Annotated in this window: 23 protein-coding genes; 10 read left to right on the forward strand and 13 right to left on the reverse strand. The window is 71.2% G+C overall.

The features are described from left to right. The first annotated feature begins 182 nt into the window (after window positions 1-182). Window positions 183-1,853 carry a hypothetical protein gene (locus IE317_RS30495; RefSeq protein ID WP_191314800.1) on the forward strand — a complete coding sequence of 557 codons (1,671 nt, stop codon included), beginning with the start codon at window positions 183-185 and terminating at the stop codon, window positions 1,851-1,853. Between the two features lie 15 nt (window positions 1,854-1,868). Then, window positions 1,869-2,270: an NUDIX domain-containing protein gene (locus IE317_RS30500; protein WP_191314801.1), complete on the forward strand. Its 402-nt coding sequence runs from the start codon at window positions 1,869-1,871 to the stop codon at window positions 2,268-2,270. A gap of 249 nt (window positions 2,271-2,519) precedes the next feature. Here the strand turns inward: IE317_RS30500 and IE317_RS30505 are convergent, their stop codons facing one another. The 3 genes from IE317_RS30505 to IE317_RS30515 all read right to left on the reverse strand — a co-directional run bounded on the left by IE317_RS30505 (window position 2,520) and on the right by IE317_RS30515 (window position 4,237). After that, window positions 2,520-3,260, reverse strand: coding sequence for a dihydrofolate reductase family protein (locus IE317_RS30505; protein ID WP_191314832.1), 741 nt, complete (start codon window positions 3,258-3,260; stop codon window positions 2,520-2,522). Then, the gene (locus tag IE317_RS30510; RefSeq protein WP_191314802.1) at window positions 3,257-3,823 is read right to left on the reverse strand and encodes a dihydropteroate synthase; all 567 of its coding nucleotides are present in this window, start codon (window positions 3,821-3,823) and stop codon (window positions 3,257-3,259) included. Before IE317_RS30510 ends, IE317_RS30505 begins: the two co-directional genes overlap by 4 nt. 114 nt (window positions 3,824-3,937) lie before the next feature. Continuing rightward, window positions 3,938-4,237, reverse strand: coding sequence for a YciI family protein (locus tag IE317_RS30515; protein WP_191314803.1), 300 nt, complete (start codon window positions 4,235-4,237; stop codon window positions 3,938-3,940). Window positions 4,238-4,449: 212 nt separating this feature from the next. On the opposite strand from IE317_RS30515, the gene IE317_RS30520 reads away from it, so the two are divergent. From IE317_RS30520 to IE317_RS30540, 5 genes are read left to right on the forward strand one after another with little or no spacing between them, the layout of a single operon-like run. Next, entirely contained in the window at window positions 4,450-5,358 is a 909-nt protein-coding gene (locus IE317_RS30520; protein ID WP_191314804.1) for a hypothetical protein, read from the forward strand. 21 nt (window positions 5,359-5,379) lie between these two features. Then, a complete protein-coding gene (locus tag IE317_RS30525; protein WP_191314805.1) occupies window positions 5,380-6,573 on the forward strand; it encodes a pyridoxal phosphate-dependent aminotransferase in 1,194 nt (397 codons plus the stop codon). Between the two features lie 11 nt (window positions 6,574-6,584). Next, window positions 6,585-7,511: a phosphotransferase enzyme family protein gene (locus IE317_RS30530; RefSeq protein WP_191314806.1), complete on the forward strand. Its 927-nt coding sequence runs from the start codon at window positions 6,585-6,587 to the stop codon at window positions 7,509-7,511. Window positions 7,512-7,540: 29 nt separating this feature from the next. After that, window positions 7,541-8,230 carry a TetR/AcrR family transcriptional regulator gene (locus IE317_RS30535; RefSeq protein ID WP_191314807.1) on the forward strand — a complete coding sequence of 230 codons (690 nt, stop codon included), beginning with the start codon at window positions 7,541-7,543 and terminating at the stop codon, window positions 8,228-8,230. 26 nt (window positions 8,231-8,256) lie between these two features. Beyond that, complete coding sequence (locus IE317_RS30540) at window positions 8,257-9,105, forward strand: LLM class F420-dependent oxidoreductase (RefSeq protein WP_191314808.1); 849 nt, start codon at window positions 8,257-8,259, stop codon at window positions 9,103-9,105. On the opposite strand, the gene IE317_RS30545 is transcribed toward IE317_RS30540, so the two are convergent. Together IE317_RS30545 and IE317_RS30550 are read right to left on the reverse strand one after the other, a co-directional pair. After that, window positions 9,106-9,828, reverse strand: coding sequence for a nitroreductase/quinone reductase family protein (locus IE317_RS30545; RefSeq protein WP_191314809.1), 723 nt, complete (start codon window positions 9,826-9,828; stop codon window positions 9,106-9,108). It lies immediately after the preceding gene. 171 nt (window positions 9,829-9,999) lie between these two features. Further along, window positions 10,000-10,827, reverse strand: coding sequence for a hypothetical protein (locus IE317_RS30550; RefSeq protein ID WP_191314833.1), 828 nt, complete (start codon window positions 10,825-10,827; stop codon window positions 10,000-10,002). A 60-nt stretch (window positions 10,828-10,887) separates the two neighbouring features. Here IE317_RS30550 and IE317_RS30555 point away from each other — a divergent pair, with 60 nt between their 5' ends. After that, the gene (locus tag IE317_RS30555) at window positions 10,888-12,411 is read left to right on the forward strand and encodes an AMP-binding protein (protein ID WP_191314810.1); all 1,524 of its coding nucleotides are present in this window, start codon (window positions 10,888-10,890) and stop codon (window positions 12,409-12,411) included. On the opposite strand, the gene IE317_RS30560 is transcribed toward IE317_RS30555, so the two are convergent. From IE317_RS30560 to IE317_RS30590, 7 genes are read right to left on the reverse strand one after another with little or no spacing between them, the layout of a single operon-like run. Further along, window positions 12,408-13,514: an epoxide hydrolase family protein gene (locus tag IE317_RS30560; protein WP_191314811.1), complete on the reverse strand. Its 1,107-nt coding sequence runs from the start codon at window positions 13,512-13,514 to the stop codon at window positions 12,408-12,410. The genes IE317_RS30555 and IE317_RS30560 overlap by 4 nt on opposite strands. After that, window positions 13,511-14,056, reverse strand: a complete 546-nt coding sequence (locus tag IE317_RS30565; protein ID WP_191314812.1) for a dihydrofolate reductase family protein — start codon at window positions 14,054-14,056, stop codon at window positions 13,511-13,513. Before IE317_RS30565 ends, IE317_RS30560 begins: the two co-directional genes overlap by 4 nt. A gap of 25 nt (window positions 14,057-14,081) precedes the next feature. Next, window positions 14,082-16,385, reverse strand: coding sequence for a molybdopterin-dependent oxidoreductase (locus IE317_RS30570; RefSeq protein ID WP_191314813.1), 2,304 nt, complete (start codon window positions 16,383-16,385; stop codon window positions 14,082-14,084). Then, window positions 16,382-17,407: an LLM class flavin-dependent oxidoreductase gene (locus IE317_RS30575; RefSeq protein WP_191314814.1), complete on the reverse strand. Its 1,026-nt coding sequence runs from the start codon at window positions 17,405-17,407 to the stop codon at window positions 16,382-16,384. The genes IE317_RS30570 and IE317_RS30575 overlap by 4 nt, the downstream gene beginning before the upstream one ends. Then, entirely contained in the window at window positions 17,404-17,895 is a 492-nt protein-coding gene (locus tag IE317_RS30580; protein ID WP_191314815.1) for an SRPBCC family protein, read from the reverse strand. Before IE317_RS30580 ends, IE317_RS30575 begins: the two co-directional genes overlap by 4 nt. Before the next feature lie 59 nt (window positions 17,896-17,954). Then, window positions 17,955-18,458, reverse strand: coding sequence for a winged helix-turn-helix transcriptional regulator (locus IE317_RS30585; protein WP_191314816.1), 504 nt, complete (start codon window positions 18,456-18,458; stop codon window positions 17,955-17,957). A gap of 40 nt (window positions 18,459-18,498) precedes the next feature. Continuing rightward, window positions 18,499-18,879, reverse strand: a complete 381-nt coding sequence (locus tag IE317_RS30590) for a cupin domain-containing protein (RefSeq protein ID WP_373309153.1) — start codon at window positions 18,877-18,879, stop codon at window positions 18,499-18,501. A 52-nt stretch (window positions 18,880-18,931) separates the two neighbouring features. Here IE317_RS30590 and IE317_RS30595 point away from each other — a divergent pair, with 52 nt between their 5' ends. Next, on the forward strand, window positions 18,932-19,897 hold the full coding sequence (locus IE317_RS30595; RefSeq protein WP_191314818.1) for a helix-turn-helix domain-containing protein: 966 nt from the start codon (window positions 18,932-18,934) through the stop codon (window positions 19,895-19,897). On the opposite strand, the gene IE317_RS30600 is transcribed toward IE317_RS30595, so the two are convergent. Next, window positions 19,854-20,471 (reverse strand): TetR/AcrR family transcriptional regulator, encoded by a 618-nt coding sequence (locus IE317_RS30600; RefSeq protein ID WP_191314819.1) that lies wholly within the window; start codon window positions 20,469-20,471, stop codon window positions 19,854-19,856. The two genes, IE317_RS30595 and IE317_RS30600, sit on opposite strands and share 44 nt — an antisense overlap. Window positions 20,472-20,530: 59 nt before the next feature. Here IE317_RS30600 and IE317_RS30605 point away from each other — a divergent pair, with 59 nt between their 5' ends. Beyond that, window positions 20,531-20,995: a GNAT family N-acetyltransferase gene (locus IE317_RS30605; RefSeq protein WP_191314820.1), complete on the forward strand. Its 465-nt coding sequence runs from the start codon at window positions 20,531-20,533 to the stop codon at window positions 20,993-20,995. Window positions 20,996-21,074: the final 79 nt, after the last annotated feature.

A 21,074-nucleotide genomic window follows, 5' to 3' on the forward strand; every position in this document is an offset into this window, starting at 1 on the left:
CGCGAGGCGGGTCGCCGACGGGGCGGGCGCTCTCGGTACGGGAGCGAGATGAGGGCCACCCGGGCGGGGTGAGGCCGCCGGGCGGGTGAGTGGCTGGGTGAGGTGACGCCCCGCGTTCGATCGATCACAGGATCCGCTATGTTCGGCTGAGGTCCTGTTCCCGGCGAACGGAGTTGAGTCCTGTGGGGGTGCACCGGATCTGGCACCACGGACTGGTCCCCACCGAGGGCAAACGCCCCCTGGACGCCCTGCGCAGCAGGCTGATCAGCCGCCAGCGGCAGCACGACGACTACTCGGTGGCCGATCTCGGCTCGTCCGATGACGGTGGTTCGCGCCGTTGCGACCTGAAGTTCGCGTACGAGGGCAGCGAAGGGCGCTACTCCGTTCAGGTATTGCTTTCGCTCTGCTACCGCGCCGGCGAAGATCGGGTGACGTGGTTGCTGAGCGCCGCGTGTACGCGGCCGTGGCGTAGCTGCCACGAGGCGCCCGCCCAGCGGATCGGTCTGGAGGAGCTGGGCGCCAGCGGCAGCGACGAAATCCCGATCGAGACGCCGGTGCTGGCCATGCGCGGGTGGTCGCGCAAGGAGTGCGACCACCTCGCCGACCTGCTGGGCGAGGCGCTGGTGGCGCCGTGGCGATCTTCGGCGGTGCTGGTGCTCACCGAGCCGCCGACGGTGCCGGTGGAGGGCTGGCCGGGGCTGGTCAACGTCTTCGACGTCGACGACCGCTTCCGCCACACCCTCAACCGCCACCTGCCGCTCGGGTGCGCGGTGCCGCAGGGCGCGCGGCTGTACGTGCCGCCGTGTGACCAGCTCCCGGACTTCGTTGTGAGCGAGAGCCCCGTTTCCGGCGAGGCGCTGGAAGGTGCGATCACCCGGCTCATCCAGACCCGCGGCCGGACGCCCCTGCCCGAGGAGTGGGCGGACGTGCCGAGCGTGCGAGCCTGGTACGAAGCCGATCCGTTCGCGTCGAAGGCGTGCGAGCCCGACGCCGAACTGGTGGAGAAGCTCGGCCGCGCCGAGCGGGAGCTGGCCGAGGCGCGCCGCGTGATCACGATTCTGCGGAAGAAGGCCAAGGCCCACGCCGAGGAACGGGACCGGCACGCGGGCGAGGTGAAGACGCTGCGCCGCCGCCTCGAGGACGCCTGCGCGACCGACGTGGCCTGCCTGCGCGGCCAGCTCGCGCAGCTGCAGGCGGAGGTGGACGACTACGCGCGGGCGTTCGAGGAGACGGAAGCCGAACGGGACGAGCTCAGGCGCGTCAACGGGTTGCTGGCCGGCCGGCTCGCCCGCCACCACGACGCCGACGACGAGGTCGCCGCCGCCGAGCGCCCGCCGGAGGACTTCCCCAGTTTCGCCGACCTCATCGGCGCCGCGTCGGCCTCGCTCAAGCACCTGGCGATCACAGCCGAACCGGCACCGGCCGCGATCCTCGACCACCATCCCAAAGCCGCCGCCTGGCGCCGCAAGGCGTGGGACGCGCTCCGCACCCTCGACGCCTACGCGGGCGCCCGGACGTCCTTGCTCGACGCGGGCCAGGACCCGGGCCCCGAGCTGTCGGACGTGCTCGCCTTCGCCCGCACCGGCCAGCCGGGTTCGCTGATCAGCGCGAACATCATCGCGCTGGCCGAGTCGGACACGGTGACCACGAACGAGCGGCTCCGCCAGGCGCGCACGTTCCGCGTCGATCCCCGGACGAACCCGGCCGGCCGCGACTACTTCGGCGCCCACATCGCCCTGGAGCGCTTCAAGTCGCCGGCACCGCGGCTGCACTTCCTCGACGACACCGACCGCACCGGCACGGTGTACGTCGGGTACCTGGGCGCCCACCTGCCGACGTCGAAGACCAACTGAGCGAGAATCGCGCGCATGACGGAGATCGCGCACAAGCACCTGGCCTACTGCTGGATCGCCCGCGGCGACCGGGTGCTGTTCCTCCGCCGCGGGCCCGGGGTGTTCCTGCCGGGCCGGTGGGAACTGCCCGGCGGCACGGCCGAGCCAGGCGAGCGCCTGGAGGACACCGCGGCGCGCGAAGCGGCGGAGGAGACCGGGCTGACGGTGCGCATTACCGGCGAGCTCGCGCGGGAGGCGTGGCCGGACGTGGCGGGACGAGCGCTGCGCATCCACGCTTTGGTTTACACGACGGAAGAAGAGGGATCGGGCGACGTCGTACTCAGCCCTGAGGAGCACGACGACTTCGCGTGGCTGACGCGGGCGGAGGCCCGGGAACTGCCGCTGCCGGAACACTTCCGGCGACTGCTCGATCGGTAACGGTTTTTCGTTGCGCAGCACCGGTTCGCGGTGCCGCGGAGGTCTTCGGATGGTGATCATGTCTTCGACGGTACCCGAACAAATGTGCGAGCATCATCGCTGGAACGGGTGAACTGCGCGGAGCCCGCGGGCAGCGATTTTGTTTGCGCCACAAGGGAAACCCGCCTAGGGAGCCCCCGAATTCCACATTACCGCAAGGGACCGACAAAACCGGAGCACCGCCGACCGCGAGCGGAGACGAACGGCCACCTAATCGCGAGGTGCCAGGTACCGCAAGAGAACGCTGGCGCCGTCAGTGAGCACCGAAGCCAGCTCCATCCCGGCCGGCTCCACCGCGGCGCCGAGTGAGGCCCGGCCGGACGTTCCCGCCACCAGGAACGGCGCCACCGTCAACCGGAACTCGTCGACCAGTCCCGCCTCGATCAACGAGCCGAACAGCCTCGGCCCGCCCTCGCAGTCGATGCGGCCCAGCCCCTCCGCCACCAGCGTCGACACCACCTGCCCGGCCGACACCTCCAGCTCCCCCGCCACGAACACGCGGGCACCGTTCGCCGCCCAGGCCGAACGCAACTCCGGAGGCGCCGCCGCGGAGGTGAAGACCAGCGTCGGGACCGCCGCCTTGGTGATCACCGGGGCGTCCGCGGGCAGCGACCGTCCCGTCGTCACCACCGCCACCGGCGCGATCGGGGCGAGGCCGAACCGGCGGCGGCGGTCGGCCGTGGCGGCGTCCGGGCGCATTCCCTCGAAGCCCTCCGCCATCGCCGTTCCCGCGCCCACCAGGACCACGTCCGCGAGGTCGTTGCCGAGGCGGTAGACGATCCGGTCCGCCGGGGTCGACAGGCCACCAGAACGGCCCTCGACCGTGATCGCGCCGTCCGTGCTCGACACGAAGTTCACCGCCAGCCAGCGGGGGTCCGCCGGGTAGCGGTACAGCTGCTCGAGGTCGTCTTCGGTGAGGTCGCGCGAAGACGGCCAGACCTCGCGGATCACTCCCACCGGACCGCCTTCGCCGGCGGGCGCGTGCCTGCGATGCTGGCCGCCATCTCCGCCACGTGACGCACCTGGCGGACGTGCTTCGTGCGGATGATCGCCACGCCGGCCGACGCCGCGAGGGCCGCCAGTGCCAGGCCGCCCGGTGTTCCGTCCCCGGCCACCGAAGCCAGCACCGGCACCTCTTCCGGAGGCATCGACCGGAACTCCCCGATGTCCATCACAACGGACAGACCGGGCACGGACGGGATCGCGGGAGCCACATAACCGGCGTCGTACCGGGCCGCGACCTCGGCCAGGTCCGCCCGCGCCACGATCAGGTCGGCGCCCGCTTCGCAGCAGGCCGCGGCGACCGACGGGTCCGCGGTGTCCACCCCGATGACGAGGCCGGGAAAAGTCTCACGCGCCTGCTCGATCAGGGCGCCGGCTCCGGGGAAACTCACCAGATCGGCACCGTCGGCGACGGCGGCACGGGCCGCGGGGAGCGACTCGACCGCGGCCAGCACCAGCGCGCGGTCCCTGCTCAACCGGCGGCCCCGGAAGACGAGGTCGGGGGTTTTCATCGCACTCTCCCTGGCTGGACGTCCTTCGCGATCATAAGCGAGGCCCAGCGGGCGAGTGTTCTTCGCCGTCAGGTGGCGGGGCTTCGTCGCCGGGCCACCCGACTCGACGGATCCTCAGGAGGCAAGTGCCTCGTTGATCGCCAGCAGCTCCTGGCAGGTGCGCGTGGCGGTGAACTCGATGACGTCGTAGCGAGCGAGCCGCCGGACGACGAACGGATCGCTGGCGAGCACGGCGTCGAGCTTGCCGCGCAGCACCGGACGGGTGAGGATCACCTGATCGGCCGCGCCGTTGCCCTTTCCGGAAACCAGGAAGAGTCCTTTCGTGAATTGTTTACGCACCCAGTCCGAATGATCCGGAAGCGCGTAGTCGACTTCTGTTTCGGGTGCTGTATAGGTCAGCAATGCGATGTACATGTTCGCAGGATAGAACGCCTTCGCCGGGACCGCATCCGCCTGGCGAGTGGCCCGCGGCACGCCTTTCGTTAATATTCCGTCAAGAACCATGGAATTCCTTTACCGGCACTTTTTCGACATACTCGCCGATTGCCGTACGCACGTCGTCGTACGTCGTGGTGTCGCCGCCGGGCCGACGCGGCCGCCCGCGCGCGCGAGCAAAACTGCCCAGCATGAACGCACTGACCCGGATCTGGTCCGATGGACGGCGCCCCGAGCGGATCGCCTACGCCGTCGGCGCGGCCCTGTTCCTCAGCGGCCTCGCGCACGCTCTCGTGCTCATCGCCACCGGCGGCTCCTGGCTGGGCCCGCTGTCGATGCGCAAGGCCGTCACGTTCGGCCTGTCGTTCGGGCTGACGCTCGCGTCGGTCGCCTGGGCGGCGTCGTTCCTCACCATGCGGCCCCGGCTGCGCGGCGTCCTGCTCGGCGCGTTCACCGCGGCGAGCGTCGCCGAAGTCGCGCTGGTCACCATGCAGGCGTGGCGCGGCGTGCCGTCGCACTTCAACTTCGAGACCTCGTTCGACACCTTCGTCTCGATGACTCTCGCCGTGGGCGGCGGCGTGCTCGTCCTGACCGTCATCGGCTTCACGGCCGCGGCGCTCGTCGAGCCGGGCCCGGCCGCGCCGAGCCTGCGCCTGGCCGTCCGCGCCGGCCTGGTCGTGCTGCTGGTCGCGCTGGCCACCGGCGCGGTGATGATCGGCCGCGGGGTGGTCGCGGCCCGCGGCGGCGACCCGCAGCTGGCCTACACCACCGCAGGCTTCCTCAAGCCGCTGCACGCGGTCGCCATGCACGCGATCCTGGTGCTGCCCGCGCTGGCCTGGCTCCTGCGGTTCACCGGCCATCCCGAAGCGCACCGGCTGCAGGTCGTCAAGACCGCGGTCGCCGCCGACGCCGTGCTCACCGCCGTGATCGGCGCCGAGTCCTTCACCGGCATCGACCCGCTGGCGGCACCGCTGCCGCTCCTGCTGCTGTCCGCACTGGCCGCGGCCGTACTGGCGGGTACCGGAATCCACGCGCTGTCCGGCATTGAACCGGCCGTCCGATTCGCACGTGTCCTCAACGGGAAGGCAAGGGGCCGGTAAAACGGCGGACGGAGAACACGCGTGCGGCACGGTATGACCACCCACGGCCTTTTCCAGCAGAACAAGGCCCACAGCCCGTCGTTCTTCTCCGTGGCCAGGGCGATGGGCCAGCACGCGGACGACCTCGCGGACTTCTGCATCCCCTGCAACCCGTACTTCCCGACCGACGAGATGTTCGGCGAGCTCGAACGCAACCTCCGCACGATCCTCAAGTTCTACCCGAGCGACGCCGCCGCGATCACCGCGCAGCTGGCCGGCGTGCTGCGGCTCAACCCGTCGACGATCTCCCTGGCCAACGGCTCGACCGAGCTGATCACCTGGATCGACCGGCTGCTGGTCGACTCCAGCGTCGCCGTGCCGATCCCGACGTTCGGCCGCTGGACCGACCAGCCGATGGAGACCGGCAAGCGCGTCGACATGTTCCTGCTGAAGGAAGCGGACGGCTTCGAGCTGCGCGTGGACGAGTACATCGACTTCATCAAACGCCGCGGCTCCCGGGTCGCGGTGCTGTGCAACCCGAACAACCCCGACGGCGGGTACCTGCCGCGCCGCGAGGTGATCCGGTTCATGGACGCCCTCGAGGACCTCGACCTGGTGGTGATCGACGAGTCCTTCATCGACTTCGTCGAGGTCGAGCGGAACCCGTCGGTGGCCGCCGAAGCCGTCGTCCGGCCGAACGTGATCGTGCTGAAGAGCCTCGGCAAGAACTTCGGGCTGCACGGGATCCGGTTCGGCTACCAGGTCTCGAACCCGGCGCTGACGCGCAAGCTGTCGGCCGCCCTGCCGAAGTGGAACCTGAACTCCCTCGCCGAGACGGTGATCTTCATGCTCGCCGAGCACCGCGCGGAGTACGAGGACAGCCTCAAGAAGCTCGCGCTCGACCGGTTCATGATGCATTCGCAGCTCGGGCAGTTCCCGGAGCTGACGGTGTTCCCCTCGCAGGCGAACTTCCTGCTGGTCAAGCTGCCTGCGTCGGTCGACGGCGCCGAGCTGTGCGACTACCTGCTCGCCGAGCACCACCTGCTGGTGCGCCAGTGCGGCAACAAGATCGGCATGACGAGCCAGTTCATGCGCTTCGGGGTGCGGCCGGACACCGAGGTCGAGCGGCTGGTCGAGGGACTGCGCGGCGTGGAACGGCTCGGCGGCGGCCGGCACACGACGCCGACCATCGAGCTGGTGTCCCACTCGCGCGAGCCGGAACGGTCGATCAGCTGAGCACCTGGGCGATGGCCGACTTCCAGGCGAACACCCGGCCGTTCGCCGAGCTCGACCGCGCCGGCCGGACCCGGCGCCTGCGACGGCTCGCGGAAGCGGCGTTGACGGCGTACGCCGTGCCGGTGGCCCGCCTGACCCCGCTGGCCCACGGGCACAACACGTCGTTCCGCGTCGACGGCGCGGACGGCCACCGGTACGTGCTGCGGGTGCAGCGGCCGGACGGCCCCGGCGTCGCGCAGGTCCGGGCCGAGATGGCCTGGCTCGCCACGCTGCGCCGCGAAACCGGACTCGTCGTCCCGCAGCCGGTGCCGACGCGCGCGCGGGACCTGGTCACCGTGGTCGCCGACCCCGCGGTGCCCGAGCCCCGCACCTGCGTGCTCTGCCACTGGGTCGAGGGCCGGTTCCTCGACGAGCGGCTCAGCGCGCCGCAGCTGTACGCGGTGGGCGAGTTCGCCGCGCGGCTGCACCTGCACGGCGCGCGGATGAACGGCCTCGACCGCCGCCGCGTCGACGACCTGACCGAGTTCGGCCGCACGCAGGTGGACGGCTTCTCCGCGGCGGTCGTCGAACGGGCCGTCGCGGCGGCAGGCGGCGACGAGCGGATCCGCGAAGCGGTGGCGCGCGCCCGCGCGGTGCGCGCGGAGCTGGGGTACGGCTCCGACGTCTTCGGCCTGGTGCACGGCGACCTGCACCAGGACAACTACCTGCTGCACCGCGGCCGGGTGCACGCGATCGACTTCGACGACTGCGGGTACGGGCACTTCGCCTACGACCTCGCCGTGGCGCTCGACGCCCTCCGGCACCTGCCCCACCGCGAAGAGCTGAAGGAGGCGCTCCTGGACGGCTACCGGTCGGTCCGCCCGGCCGCGGCCACGACGGACGCGGGCGTGCTGGCCGCCTTCGCCGGGCTCCGCCGGGTCCAGCTCCGCCTCCGCTGACCGCTACATGCCGTCGTTACAATTGCTACATGGCCGGACGATCGAGCAACGCCACCAGTACCCGCGACCGCCTGCTCATGGCCGCCGGTCAGCTCCTGCACGAAGCGGGCGACGGGCCGGTGTCGACGCGGGCGATCTGCGAACGCGCCGGCGTCCAGGCCCCCACGCTGTACCACCACTTCGGCAGCAAGCAGGGCCTGCTCGACGCGGTCGTCAACTACGGCTTCACCCAGTACGTCCAGGCGCCGGAACCGGGCGGCGACCCGGTGGACCGGATCCGCGCGGGCTGGGACAGGCACGTCGAGTACGGCTTGGAGCACCCCGCGTTCTACGTGCTGCTCTACGGCCAGATCGAGCCGGGCGTGCCGTGCAACCTCACGTCGAGCGCCGAAGCGATGCTGCTGGAGCTCTTCACGCCGTTGGCGCGCGACGGCCGCCTGCGCGTCGAGGCGGCGGAGGCCGCGCGGCAGTTCGCGGCGGCCAACAGCGGCGTGACGCTCAGCCTGATCGCCCAGCCGGAGGAACGCCGGGACCTGACGATGTCCGCGCAGGTCAGGGAGTCGGTACTGGCCGGGCTGCTCGCCGACCCTCCGGCCGAAGGCACGTCCGTGAGCGCGCTCGCTGTCGCTTTGTCGACCGCCCTCGAGGACGACGACCGCGCCTTGACCCCGACCGAGCGCCTGATGCTGAGGGAGTGGCTGCACCGGCTGGCGAGCTGAGCGCTACATTTGCTACATTGCTCGATATGGTAAATGTATCGAGCACGTTCGGCCTGTTCCTGGCTCCGCACCGCGACGACGTCGTCCGCAAGGAACAGGCGATCGCGGCGGACGCACTGGGGTACGGCGTGGTCTGGCTGGGCACCGGGAGCAGCTCGGTCGGCGACCTCGCCTTCGTCGAAGAAATCCTCGCCGCCACCGAGCGGGTCACCGTGGCGACCGCGATCGTCAACATGTGGCTGGACGAACCGGAGACGCTCGCCGAGTCCTACCACCGGCTCGCCGGGCGCTACGGACAGCGCTTGCTGCTCGGCATCGGCGTCGGCCATCCCGAGTCGGTCACCGGATACCAGAGCCCGTACGCCAAGATCGCCGGCTACCTCGACCGGCTCGACGCGGCCGGCGTCCCGGCCGAGGCCCGGGTGCTCGCCGCGCTCGGCGACCGCGTGCTGAAGCTGGCCGCCGAACGCACCGCGGGCGCACACCCGTACCTCGTGCCCGCCACGCACACCCGGCACGCGCGCGCGATCCTGGGTGCGGGCAAGCTCCTCGCGCCGGAGCAGAAGGTGGTCGTGGACGACGACAGCGCGGCCGCGCGCGCCATCGGACGGCCGTACGTCCAGACCCCCTACCTGGGCTTGCGCAACTACGTGAACAACCTGCTGCGGCACGGGTACACCGAGGCCGACGTCGCCGGCGGCGGCAGTGACCGCCTGATCGACGACCTCGTCCTGCACGGCACGCCGGAGACGATCGCCAAGGGCCTGCTGTCCCATGTGGACGCCGGTGCCGACCACGTGGCGGTGCAGGTGCTCGGCCCGTCACCCGAAGTGGAGCTGGAGAACCAGCGGCGGCTGGCCGGAGTGCTGCTCTGATCAGCCGGGCGCGGGCAGCAGGGCGTTCAGAGCCGCCACCAGCGTGCGTTCCTCGCGGGCGAAGTGAGCGTCCAATTCGGACCTGAGCCGGTCGAACTCCGCGCGCAGCCGCACCGGGTCGGCTTCCGCCTCGACGAGCTGCCGGATCTCTTCCTGCAGCCGCGCGACAACGGCGTGCTCTTCGTCCAGCTTCGCCAGCGTGGGCGCGAGGGCGGGGAACCGCTGGGCCAGCAACGGGAAGATGCTCGAGGTCTCACCGGTGTGGTGCCGGGTGAGGGCGGTGCAGAACCCGGCGCACCGCAGCCGCAGCTCACGCGGGGTCCCGCAATCCAGCCCGGCGCTCAGTTCCTTCAGCTCGCCGCGCAGCCAGTCGTGCACCTCGACGAGCCAGTCGCCCATGCGGCGCGCGGTGTCGATCCGGTGCAGCTCGACGACGGGCAGGAGCCGGGTCGTTCGCGCCTGGTAGTCCGCGAACCCCGGCTCCCGCGCGATCACCTCGGCGAACAGCCTGTCCCGGTCCCGCGGGAGGGCCGCCATCGCCTCGTACGATTCGGTGTCCGTTTCCACCAGGACAAGCGGGTTGTGCCGGATGTTGTGGTACCAGGCGGGGTGCTTCGGCGACCCCATCGCCGAGGCGACGACGACCAGCCGGCCGTCGATGTCCAGGGCGCCCAAGGGAACCCGGTGCTTCCGGCCCGTCCGGGCACCGGTCGTGGTGAGCATGATCAAACTGAGTGGTCCTTTTCCGATGACGAAATCACCGGAGGCCGAGAGCCGACACGGAAGACACACCTCTGCCAGGGAAAAGCAGAACGTGTCGATCTCAAGGGGGCTTGAGTAGCCACTACCTCCGTGTGTCGGCCCATCCGGGGCGCAGCCTCACGCTAGCACGGCTCACCGGGCGGCGTCAGCGGCTTTCCGCGCGGCGGCGGCGGCCGCGTCGGCTTCGTCGAAGGCCGCCTTCGCCGTCTCGAACTCCGCTTTCGCGCGCCCGGCGCGCTCCTCGGCTTCGGCCAGCCGCTCGCGCAGGTCGTCGACGCGGGCGGTGGCCTGCTCGGCCGCCCGCTCGGTGCGGACCAGGTCGCGCTCGGCCACCGCGCGTTCCTTGTCTCGTTCGGCCGCTTCCTTGCGCAGGCGCTCGCGTTCCGCGCGGGCGCGCGCCCGCTCCTCTTCTTCGCGCCGGTGGTCGCGCTTCGGTTCGGCCGGTTCGGCCTTGTCCACCAGCTTCCGCGGGCGCTTCCCGGTGACGGGCGGGACGCTCGCGGCGAGGCTGAACCACTGGTCGGTGTCCTGGTGCGCGACCGACGTCAACCGCCCGGCGAGGGCCAGCGCGGCGGTGTCCGGCTCGGCCGCGACGGCCTCCAGGGTCGCCTCCACCTCGCGGCTCACCGTGTCGCTCATCGACGGCAGCTCGTGGAGGATCCGCCGCACCAGCTCGCCGCGGCGCCGGGTCAGCGCCCGCAGTTCGTCGCCGGCCAGGCGGGTGTGGGCGTCCCGCAGCTCGGCACCGAGCTCGGCCAGTTCGCGCAGCTGGTCGGAGTCGTCCCTGGCCAGTCCGTTGACGATCGCCGCGGCCGTCGTCGGCTTGCGAAGCTGCTGGATCCGCTTCGCGAGTTCGGCGTCTCCTTCGGCCTTCGCCGCCTTCGCGGCCTTGTTGCGCGCGCTGACGAACTCCGCGAGGTCGCCCCCGTAGAGCTCACCGGCCACCGTGTCGAAGTCCATCGTGGTCCAGCGAACCACATCGGACTGGTGCGGGCACCCGGGACGAGTCATCATCGGAGGATGTTCTTCGATCTGGGTGTCCGGGACTTCCTCGACCGCGCGGAAACGGTGTACCCGGACCGCGTCGCCGTGGTCGACGAGCCGGACCAGCCCGCACCGAGCTGGGGTTCGCTCACCTACCGGGAGGTGGCGCGCCGGGCCCGCGCCCAGGCCGCCAACCTCGACGCCCTCGGTGTGCCAGCCGGCGGGCGGGTCGCGATGGTGTCGCACAACGCCGCGCGGCTGCTCGTGTCGTTCTTCGGCGTGTCCGGCTGGGGCCGGATCCTGGTGCCGGTGAACTTCCGGCTGGCTCCCGCCGAGGTCAAGTACATAGTGGAGCACTCCGGCGCGGAAGTGCTGATCGTCGACCCGGAGCTCGAGCACCTGCTGGACACGGTGACGGCGAAGCACGTGTTCGTCCTCGGCCGCGACGACGACGCCATCTGGGGCGGCGACGCAACACCGCGCCCCTGGGACGGCGACGAGTCGGCCACCGCCACCATCAACTACACGTCGGGCACGACCGCCCGGCCGAAGGGCGTGCAGCTCACCCACCGCAACATCTGGCTGAACGCCGCGGTGTTCGGCCTGCACACGACGTTGAGCGACCACGACGTCCTGCTGCACACCCTGCCGATGTTCCACTGCAACGGCTGGGGCATGCCGTACGCGGTGACCGGCCTCGGCGGGCGGCACATCGTGCTGCGGAAGGTCGACGGCACGGAAATCCTGCGACGCATCGACGAGCACGGCGTCACGATCCTGTGCGCGGCGCCCGCGGTGGTGACGGCGGCCCTGGACGGCGCCGCCGCGTGGGACGGCGACATCCCCGGCCGCGACCGCGTCCGGATCGTCGTGGCCGGCGCGCCGCCGCCGACGCGCACGATCGAGCGGGTCCGGGCGGAGCTGGGCTGGGAGTTCATCCAGATCTACGGGCTCACCGAGACCGCGCCGCTGCTGACGGTCAACCGGATGCGCAGCGAGTGGGCGGACCTCGACCCGCACGAGCAGGCTCGGCTGCTGGGCCGCGCGGGAACGCCGGCGCTGGGCGTCCGGATCGCCGTGGACACCGACGGCGAGGTGCTCGCCCAGTCCAACCACAACCTGGACGGCTACTGGGAGAACCCGGCGGAAACGGCCCGGGTCACCGACGGCGGCTGGTTCCACACGGGCGACGGCGGCACGTTCGAGGACGGCTACCTGACGATCGCGGACCGCAAGAAGGACGTGATCATCTCGGGCGGCGAAAACGTGTCGTCGATCGAGGTCGAGGACGCGCTGAACTCGCACCCGGCGATCCGCGAAGCGGCGGTGATCGGCATCCCGGACGAGAAGTGGGGCGAGCTGGTGACGGCGCTGGTCGTGGTCGAGGGCTCGGTGACGGCGGAGGAGCTGATCCGGCACTGCCGGGAGCACCTGGCCGGGTACAAGTGCCCGAAGCGGGTGGAGTTCCTGGACGAGCTCCCCCGGACGGCGACGGGGAAGATCCAGAAGTTCAAGCTCCGGGAGCCGTTCTGGCAGGGCCGGTCGAGGCAGGTCAACTAACGGACCAGCCGGAAGAACGTCCGCACCTCCTCGGCGAACAGCTCGGGCTGCTCGTACGCCGCGAAGTGCCCACCCCGCTCCAGCTCGTTCCAATGCCGGATGTCGGTGTACCGCCGCTCCGCCCATCGGCGCGACGGCCGGGGCATCTCCGCCGGGAAGATGGAACACCCCGTCGGCACGTCGACCGTGTCCTCCGTCGCCTCCGAGAACCACTTCTGGACCTTGCGGATGCTCTCCCAGTAGAGCCGGGCCGAGGACGCCGCCGTGCCCGTCAGCCAGTACAGCGTGATGTCGTCCAGGAGCTCGTCGCGGGTGAACGGGAAGCCGTCGGACCAGGCGTGGAACTTCTCCACCAGCCAGCCGCACAGGCCCGCCGGGGAGTCGAGGAGGCTGTAGCCGATCGTCTGCGGGCGGGTCGACTGCAGCACCGAATACCCGTCTTCCCAGCGCTGTGCGTGCTCCAGCGCGTCCAGCGCGGCCTGCTCGGCGGCCGTCAGGTCGCCGAACGTCGCCGGGTCCGGGGCCGCGATCGGCGGGTTGAGGTGGATGCCCGCCAGGTGCGCCGCGTCCTGCTGGGCCAGCGACGTCGTGATCGACGTCCCCCAGTCGCCGCCCTGTGCCCCGTAGCGCGAGTACCCCAAGCGGGCCATCAGCGTCGCCCACGCGGCCGCGATCCGCTCGATTCCCCAGCCGGGCGCGGACGGCCGGTCGCTGAACCCGTAGCCCGGCAGCGACGGGATCACCAGGTGGAACTCCTCGGACAGCGGCTCGATCACCTTGCCGAACTCCAGGAACGAGCCGGGCCAGCCGTGCGTGAGGATCAGCGGGAGCGCGTCCGCCCGCGGCGAGCGCACGTGCAGGAAGTGGATTCCGAGTCCGTCGATTTCCGTGCGGTACTGCGGAAACCGGTTGAACCGGGCCTCCACGCGACGCCAGTCGTAATCCGACGCCCAGTACTCGCACAGCGAGCGCAGGTACCCCAGCGGCGTGCCCTGGCTCCAGTCGTCCACCGGCTCGGCCTCGGGCCAGCGCGTCCGCCGAAGCCGCGCGCGCAGGTCGTCGAGGTCGGCTTCGGGGACCTCGATCCGGAACGGCGTGCTCACGCCGGCACGTAGGTCAGCTGCACGACACCGTTGCCGAAGGTCGCCGATTTCTTCAGCTCCAACGGGAACGACGGCCCCTCCGCGGGGAACAACCGCTTCCCGCGGCCCACGACGACCGGGTACAGCAGCAGGTGCAGCTCGTCGACCAGGCCTTCGGCCAGCAGCCACCGCACCGCCGTCGGGCTGCCGCTGGTCATGATGTCGCCGCCGGACCCGGCCTTCAGCGTCCGCACCGCCTCGGCCGGGTCGCCGGTGAGCAGCGTCGAGTTGTTCCAGCCGACTTCGGACAACGTCGAGGAAAGCACGTACTTGCGCACGTTGTTCATGAACTCGGCGCCTTCGTCGTCCTCGACGGTCCGGCCGGGCCACGCCTCGGCGAACCCTTCGTAGGTGACGCGCCCGAGCAGCATCGCGTCGGCGGCGGCCATCCCGCTGCCGACGGCCTGGCCGATTTCGTCGCTCCAGTACCGCAACGACCACTTGTCCGGCGCTTCGACCACGCCGTCCAGCGAGATGAACAGGTTCGCGACGATCTTGCGCATGCGACCACTATAAACCGGCGAAACGTCAGGAACGTCCACTCGCGACGATCACGCGGTCCGCCTCCGCCCGGGCCCGCTCCTCCTCCGTCGCCGGTTCCAGGCGCGCCGGGACGTCCTTGTGGTGCGGTGTGCCGGCGATCGGGTCACGGTCCAGCGCGTCCGTCAGGAGGTTGATCCGCGGACCGCTGACCACCCGCCGTCCGCCGGCCACCGGGTGCGCCATGCCGTAGCCGTGCGGCAGCGCGAGCTGGCCCGGCCGCAGCGCGGGATCGGCCTCGGCGCGGACGACCACCCGCCCCGCCGCCGTCACGACGGCCACCCAGTCCCCCGGCACGGCCCCGATCGAGGCCAGTTCTTCGGGACGCGCGCGCAGAGCGCCGTCCGGATCCGTGCGGCGCCAGCGCGGGTCACGCAGGATCTGGTTCGCGTTGTGCGCCCGTCGCTGCCCGTTGAGCAGCGAGAACGGGTACGCCGGGTCGGTCCGTTCGGCCGTCGGGTCCAGCGCGGCCAGCCAGTCCAGCAGTTCGGGCACGGCCAGCTGGACCTTGGCGCGGCGCAGCAGGCTCCACACCTCGTCCTGCTCGTGCGCCGAGAACGGCGTCGGACCGGCCAGGACGCGCTCGAACAGTTCCTCCCCGAGCCGCGGGCCGGTGGCCGAGCTGCCCAGCGCGCGCTGCACCGGCACGGTCATCGTCTTCGCGGCGCGGTGGCAGCCGGCCCACAGCGGCGCGATCGACGCCGCGCCGTCGGGCAGCGACGCGCCGAGGGTGCGGTAGAGCAGCACCGGCAGGATCGCCGCGCGCTCCGGCATGGCCTGGACCAGCGCGCCGAGGGCCGCCTGCAGCTCCGCACGCGGCCTCGCGGCCAGCGCGGCGAGGACGTCGGACGGCGGCAGCACACCGAGCTCGTCGAACAGCCGCGCGTAGATCTCGGCCTCGACGAGCGTGCCCGGCAGCGGGTCCAGCAACGGCCGTCGCAGCTGGAAGTAGTTGGTCGGCCACTCGAAGGTGAAGAGCGTGAACTCCCACTTCTCGTGCTGGGACGCCGCGGGCAGCACGTAGTCGGCCAGCGCGGCCGTCTCGGTGTAGGCGACGTCGACGACCACGGTCAGCTCCGCGGCCTCCAGCGCGCGTTCGACCTCGTGGGTCCCGGCGAAGGTGTTGGCCGGGTTCGACGACTCCACCCACACCGCGCGGACGTGGTTCGGGTGGCCGGCGAGGACCTCCTCGGCCAGGGTGTTCGCCGGCAGCAGGCCACCGATGTACTCGAAGCCGGTGATCTCGGAACGCTGCCCGGTCGTCGCACCCCAGAGCGGCTGCAGCCACGAGTGCAGGTTGTTCGTGCCGCGCCGGCCGAAGTGCCCGGTGAGCAGGTACAGCAGCTTCTCGAGGTAGCTGTTGAGCGTCGAGTGCCGTCCCTGCTGGATGCCCAGCTCGACGCGCACGGTCATCGCCTCGGCCGCGAGGATCAGCTCGACCGCGCGCTCGACGTCCACTCGGGAAACTCCGGCGTGCGCGATCCAGGCGTCCACCGGCACTTTCGCCAGCACGGCGGCGACCTCGTCGAAGCCTTCGGTGCGCTCGGCGAGGAACCGCTCGTCCGCGCCACCGCGTTCGAGCAGCAGCGCCAGGATCGCGCCCAGCAGGTAGGCGTCGGTGCCCGGGCGCAGCGGAAGGTGCAGGTCGGCCATCTCCGCGGTCTCGGTGCGCCGCGGGTCGATCACGATCATCCGGCGGTCCGGGTCGTTCTTGAGCGTGTTGAGCGCCTGCCGGGCGTTGCTGAACCCGTGCGCCTGCCAGGGGTTGCAGCCGAGCACGACCAGCAGGTCGCAGTGCTCGACGTCCTCGGCGGTGTGCACGATCGTCGAGCCGAACATCCGGCCGTTGACCCAGAAGTCGCCGGTCTTCTCCTGTGACAGCGCGTTGAAGTGCCGCGTCGAGTTCATCCACTTCAGCAGCGAAGTGCCGTACGCGCCGCCGGAGTGGTTGCCCTGGCCACCGCCGCCGACGTAGGCGAACGATCCCGGCCGGCCGGCTGCGGTGTCGGCGTCCCGGATCGCGTGCAGCTTCACGGCGATTTCGGTGAGCGCGGTGTCCCAGTCGATCGGCTCGTGCGTGCCGTCGGGACGACGGCGCAACGGCGTGGTCAGGCGGTCTTCGTGGTCGCCGTAGAAGGTCAGGCGCTGGGCCTTCTGGCAGAGGTACCCGGCCGAACGCGGGTGCGCCTTGTCACCGCGGACGCGGGTGATCTTCCGGCCGTCGAGCTGCACCTCCAGCCCGCAGTTGAGGTAGCAGAGGCTGCACGCGGTGCGGTGCCATTCGCCGGTCACATCAGCTCCAATGCACGGCCGAGCGTCGTGAGACGCGCTTCGAGCGTTTCGCCGGCCGGGTAGAGCCGGACGGTGTCGATGCCGGCGTCACGCCAGACGCGCAACCGTTCCCGCACCATCTCTTCGGTGCCGATCAGCGTCGTGGCCAGCACCATTTCGTCGGTGACGAGCGCGGTGGCGCCGTCGCGGTCACCGGCCTGCCAGCGGTCGCGGACCTCGGCGGCGACGTCCGCCCAGCCCTGGCGGCTGTAGGCGTTGTTGTAGAAGTTCGTGGTGGCCGAGCCCATCCCGCCGAGGCTGAAGGCCAGCTCCTTCTTGCGGCTGCCGACCAAGGTGCGCAGCTCGTCTTCGTTGTCCGCGAAGGCGACTTCGGCGCCTTGGCAGACGTCGATGTCCTTACGCTGCCTCCCCGCCTTCGCGAGTCCGGCGTCGAGGGGTGCGAAGTACGCGTCGGCGCCTTCAGGCACGAAGCTGGTGCCGAGCCAGCCGTCGGCGACCTCGCCGGTGAGCTCCAGGAGCTTCGGCGACAGTGTCGCGAGGTAGATCGGGATGTCCGGGTTCGGCGCGGTGGACAACCGCATCGGCCGCGCTTCACCGGGCAGCGGGATCTCGAACGCCTTGCCGGAGAAGGAGATCTTCTCGCCCGCGAAGGCCTGGCGGATGATCTCGACGGTCTCGCGCATGCGCGTCAGCGGCTTCGCGAACGGGACGCCGTGCAGGCCTTCGACGACCTGCGGCCCGGACGCGCCGAGCCCGAGCGCGAACCGGCCGCCGGAAAGGTCGGCCAGGGTGAGCGCGGCCTGCGCCATCGCGACCGGCGTGCGCGTGCCGAGCTGGACGATCCCGGAGCCGAGCCGGATCCGGGAGGTGCGGGCGGCGAGGTAGCCGAGCGCGGACGGCGCGTCCGAGCCCCAGGCTTCGGCCACCCAGCAGACGTCGAGGCCGAGCTTTTCCGCCTCCAGCACGAAGTCGAGCGTCGTGCGGGTGTCCCGGGAGAACTCGACGGTCGTCGCGGTCCTCATCGGGTTTCGATCCGGGCCTTGATCGCGGCGAGGGTGCCCTGCATCGCCGTCTCGAACTCCCGCATGCGGACGAAGACGATCTTCTGTTCCTTCTCCGGCATCCGGTCGATGGCGAACGACAGCCCGGACCGGCCGGGCCCCATCCGCATCCACTGGCTCAGGAGCGTGCCGCCGTGGTCCGGCTCGAGGGTGAACTTCCAGACGGCACTGGGCTCATCGGGGTCCTGGACGGCCCACGCGAACACCCGCGGCGCTTCGCACTCCACGACGTACGAGGCCGTCTCCCACTCGCCGAACGCCTCGTGCTTGCTGCGGCCGAGGAACTTGCGGCCCACTTCGCACCACTCGACGGACTGGAGTTCCTGGCTCATCTCGGGCATCAGCGAGATGTCCGAGACCACCGGCCAGACGTCTTCGGGTGCGGCGTCGATCCAGGTCCGCACCTCGACGGTCGGCAGGTCGGCGTACCGCGCACCGGTCCACTCCATCGTGGTCGCCCTTCTCCCGTTTGACCACGATAGTTGCGTAGATAGACTGACTCTGTCAATCACTCCTGCCGGGCGAAGCGCTCCTCGACGTCCGGGCGCTGCGCCAGCCGGGACGGGAAGCCGGGGCCGCGCCGCATCCGCGTGTCGTCCGGGGTCATCGGCTCCCGGCAGTCGGCGCAGACGATTTCGGCGTGCGTGTCGTGCCCGCAGGGGAGGTGGTGCACGGTGATCGGCGGCCCCGCCTCGGTGGCGAGCCACTTGTCGCCCCAGCGGGTCATCGCGAGCAGCACCGGGTAGAAGTCACGGCCCTTTTCGGTGAGGACGTAGTCGTAGCGCACCGGCTCGGTCTGGTAGGGCACCTTCTCCAGCAGCCCCTCGTCGACCAGCCGCTTGAGCCGGTCGGCGAGGGTGTTGCGCGCGATGCCGAGCGCCTGCTGGAACTCGTCGAAGCGGCGCACGCCGTAGAAGGCGTCCCGCAGCACCAGCGGCGTCCACCAGTCGCCGAGCAGGTCCATGGTGCGCGCGATCGAGCACGGCCACTGCGCGAACGATGTCCGTTTCATGCGGCCGAGCGTACGCCGTTCCGGGAGAAGACTCAGCAGGTCAGACCCGGTGGCCCGTCGTGACGTCGACGTGGGCGGGCACCTCGTCGTGCTCGTCGCCGACGCTCAGCGTCCCGGCCGGCTCGACCAGCAGCACACTCGCCCCCGCCTTCGACGACGGCTTGTGGAACGTGCCCTTCGGGACCACGAAGACCTGCCCGCGGCCGAGCGTGACGACGCGTTCGTCCGGGTCGCGCAGGCCGATCTCGATCTCGCCGTCCAGGACCAGGAAGAACTCGTCGGTGTTCTCGTGGACGTGCCAGACGTGCTCGCCGTCGAAGCGCGCGAGGCGGATGTCGTAGTCGTTGACGCGGGTGACGATGCGCGGGCTCCAAGCGGCGTCGAAGCTCGCGAGGACTTCGTTGAGGTCGATCGGGTTCATGCGTCCCATGCTCGACCTGGTGTTCCCCCGCCGCGAGTGCTAGGAATCGCACATGCCGCAAGAATTCTCGCACCGGGTCGTCGCGATCGTCACCGAGGAGTCGAACCCCTTCGAGATGGGCGTCGCGACCGAGCTGTTCGGCCTCCGCCGCCCCGAACTCGACCGGCCCTGGTACGACTTCACGCTCTGCGCGGCGACCCCCTCGGTCCGGATGAACCTCGGGATGTTCACCCTGTCCGGAGTCGCCGGGCTCGAGGCGGCCGACACGGCGAACACGCTGATCGTCCCGGCCCGCCCGAACACCGGCGTCCCCACGGCCCCGGCGATCATCGAGGCGATCCGCCGGGCCGCCGACCGGGGAGCCCGCCTGGTCAGCTTCTGCACGGGCGCGTTCGCCCTGGCCGAGGCGGGCGTGCTGGACGGCAAGCGCGCGACGACCCACTGGCAGTGGGCCGCCTCGCTGGCCGCCCGGTTCCCGCAGGTCAGGTGGGAACCGGACGTGCTGTTCATCGACGAGGGCAACGTCCTGACGGCGGCGGGCAGCGCGGCCTCGCTCGACCTGGGCCTCCACCTCATCCACCGCGACCACGGCGCCGAGGTGGTCAACGCGGTGAGCCGCCGCCTGGTGTTCACGGGCCACCGCGACGGCGGCCAGCGGCAGTTCATCGCCCGCCCGGTCCCGGCGGTCCCGGACACGTCGCTGGCCCCGGTCCTGGCGTGGGCGCTGGAGCGGCTGGACACCCCGTTGACGGTGACGGACCTGGCGGCACGCGCGGCGACCAGCCCGGCGACGCTGCACCGGAAGTTCCGCGCGGAGCTGGGCACGACCCCACTGGCGTGGCTGACGACGGAACGCGTGACGTTGGCGTGCCGCTTGATCGAGCGGGGCGAGCTGCGCCTGGACCGCGTGGCGGCGTTGAGCGGCTTCGGAACGGCGGCGAACTTGCGGGCGCAGCTACGTCGTCACACGGGCCTCAGCCCGAGCGCTTACCGCCGCCGCTTCGGCCCGGCGGCCTGACCTCGGCGAGCGCCTCGGCCAGCGCGTCCCGCTGCAGCCGCGCCGGGTAGGTCGCCGGGTCGGCCGCGGCCAGGACGTTCAGCCCCTCCACCAGCGCCACCAGGCTCTTCGTCGTCCGTTCGAGCCGCTCGTCCGTCCATTCCGGACAGCAGGACGCCACCAGCCGGCGGACTCGCGCCAGGAACGAACGGTTGGCCGCGCGGTGGCGCTCGGCCAGGTCGTCGTCGGCCAGTGCGGCGGCCAGGAAGCCCACCCAGACCCGGGATTCCTCGTGGTGGCCGTGCGGGAGGTCCACCGCCTGGCCGAGCACCGCCGCGAGCGCGTCCGACGCCGAAGAGCACTCCGCTTCGGCCGCGTCCGCGCGGACCGCCGTGCGTTCGTACAGCAGGTCGCGTGCGTGCAGGAGCAACGCCTTCTTCGTCGGGAACGCGTGCATCACCAGGCCGGTCGTGCAGCCGGCGCGCTCGGCGACCGCGCGCAGCGTCAGCCCCGGCAGGCCGTCGTCGGCGAGCACCTGCCACGTGGCGTTCGAGAGCAGCTCCCGCTGGGCCTGGACGTCACGCTGCTTCGGCATGGCCGTGAAGCGTAACAGATGCTACGGTAACGTCCGTTACGGAAAGGGAGGGTGACCTGATGATCGACTGCACGCTGACGATCACCGCGGTGACCTGGGACGATCCCGACGCCGTCCGCCTGCGGGAAGCCCAGCGGACCGAGCTCGACGCCCGCTACGGCACCGACGACCACGAACCCGGAGCGGTCCCCACGGCCGAGACCGTCGCCGTGTTCCTGCTCGCGCGCGACGCCGGCGGCGGCGCCGTGGGCTGCGGTGGACTGCGGCTGCTCGGACCCGGGTCGGGCGAGGTCAAGCGCATGTACGTCGAGCCGGCGGCCCGCGGCACCGGCGTCGCGGCCGCGCTGCTGCGCGCCCTCGAAGACCACGCGCGGACGCTCGGCATCACCCGGCTGCTGCTGGAAACCGGCACCGGGCAGCCGGACGCGATCCGCTTCTACCAGCGCGAAGGCTACGAACCGATCGAGGCGTACGGGCCATACCGCGGCGAACCGCTCTCGCGCTGCTTCGCCCGCGACCTGTGATCGGTTTTCCGATGGCCGGCCCAGGCTGAGCTATTGGCGGCGGGGTGCGCAGCGGGCCTACGGTCGACGTACCGTCCCT

It is taken from the genome of Amycolatopsis bullii, from assembly GCF_014654205.1.
Lineage (GTDB): Bacteria > Actinomycetota > Actinomycetes > Mycobacteriales > Pseudonocardiaceae > Amycolatopsis > Amycolatopsis plumensis.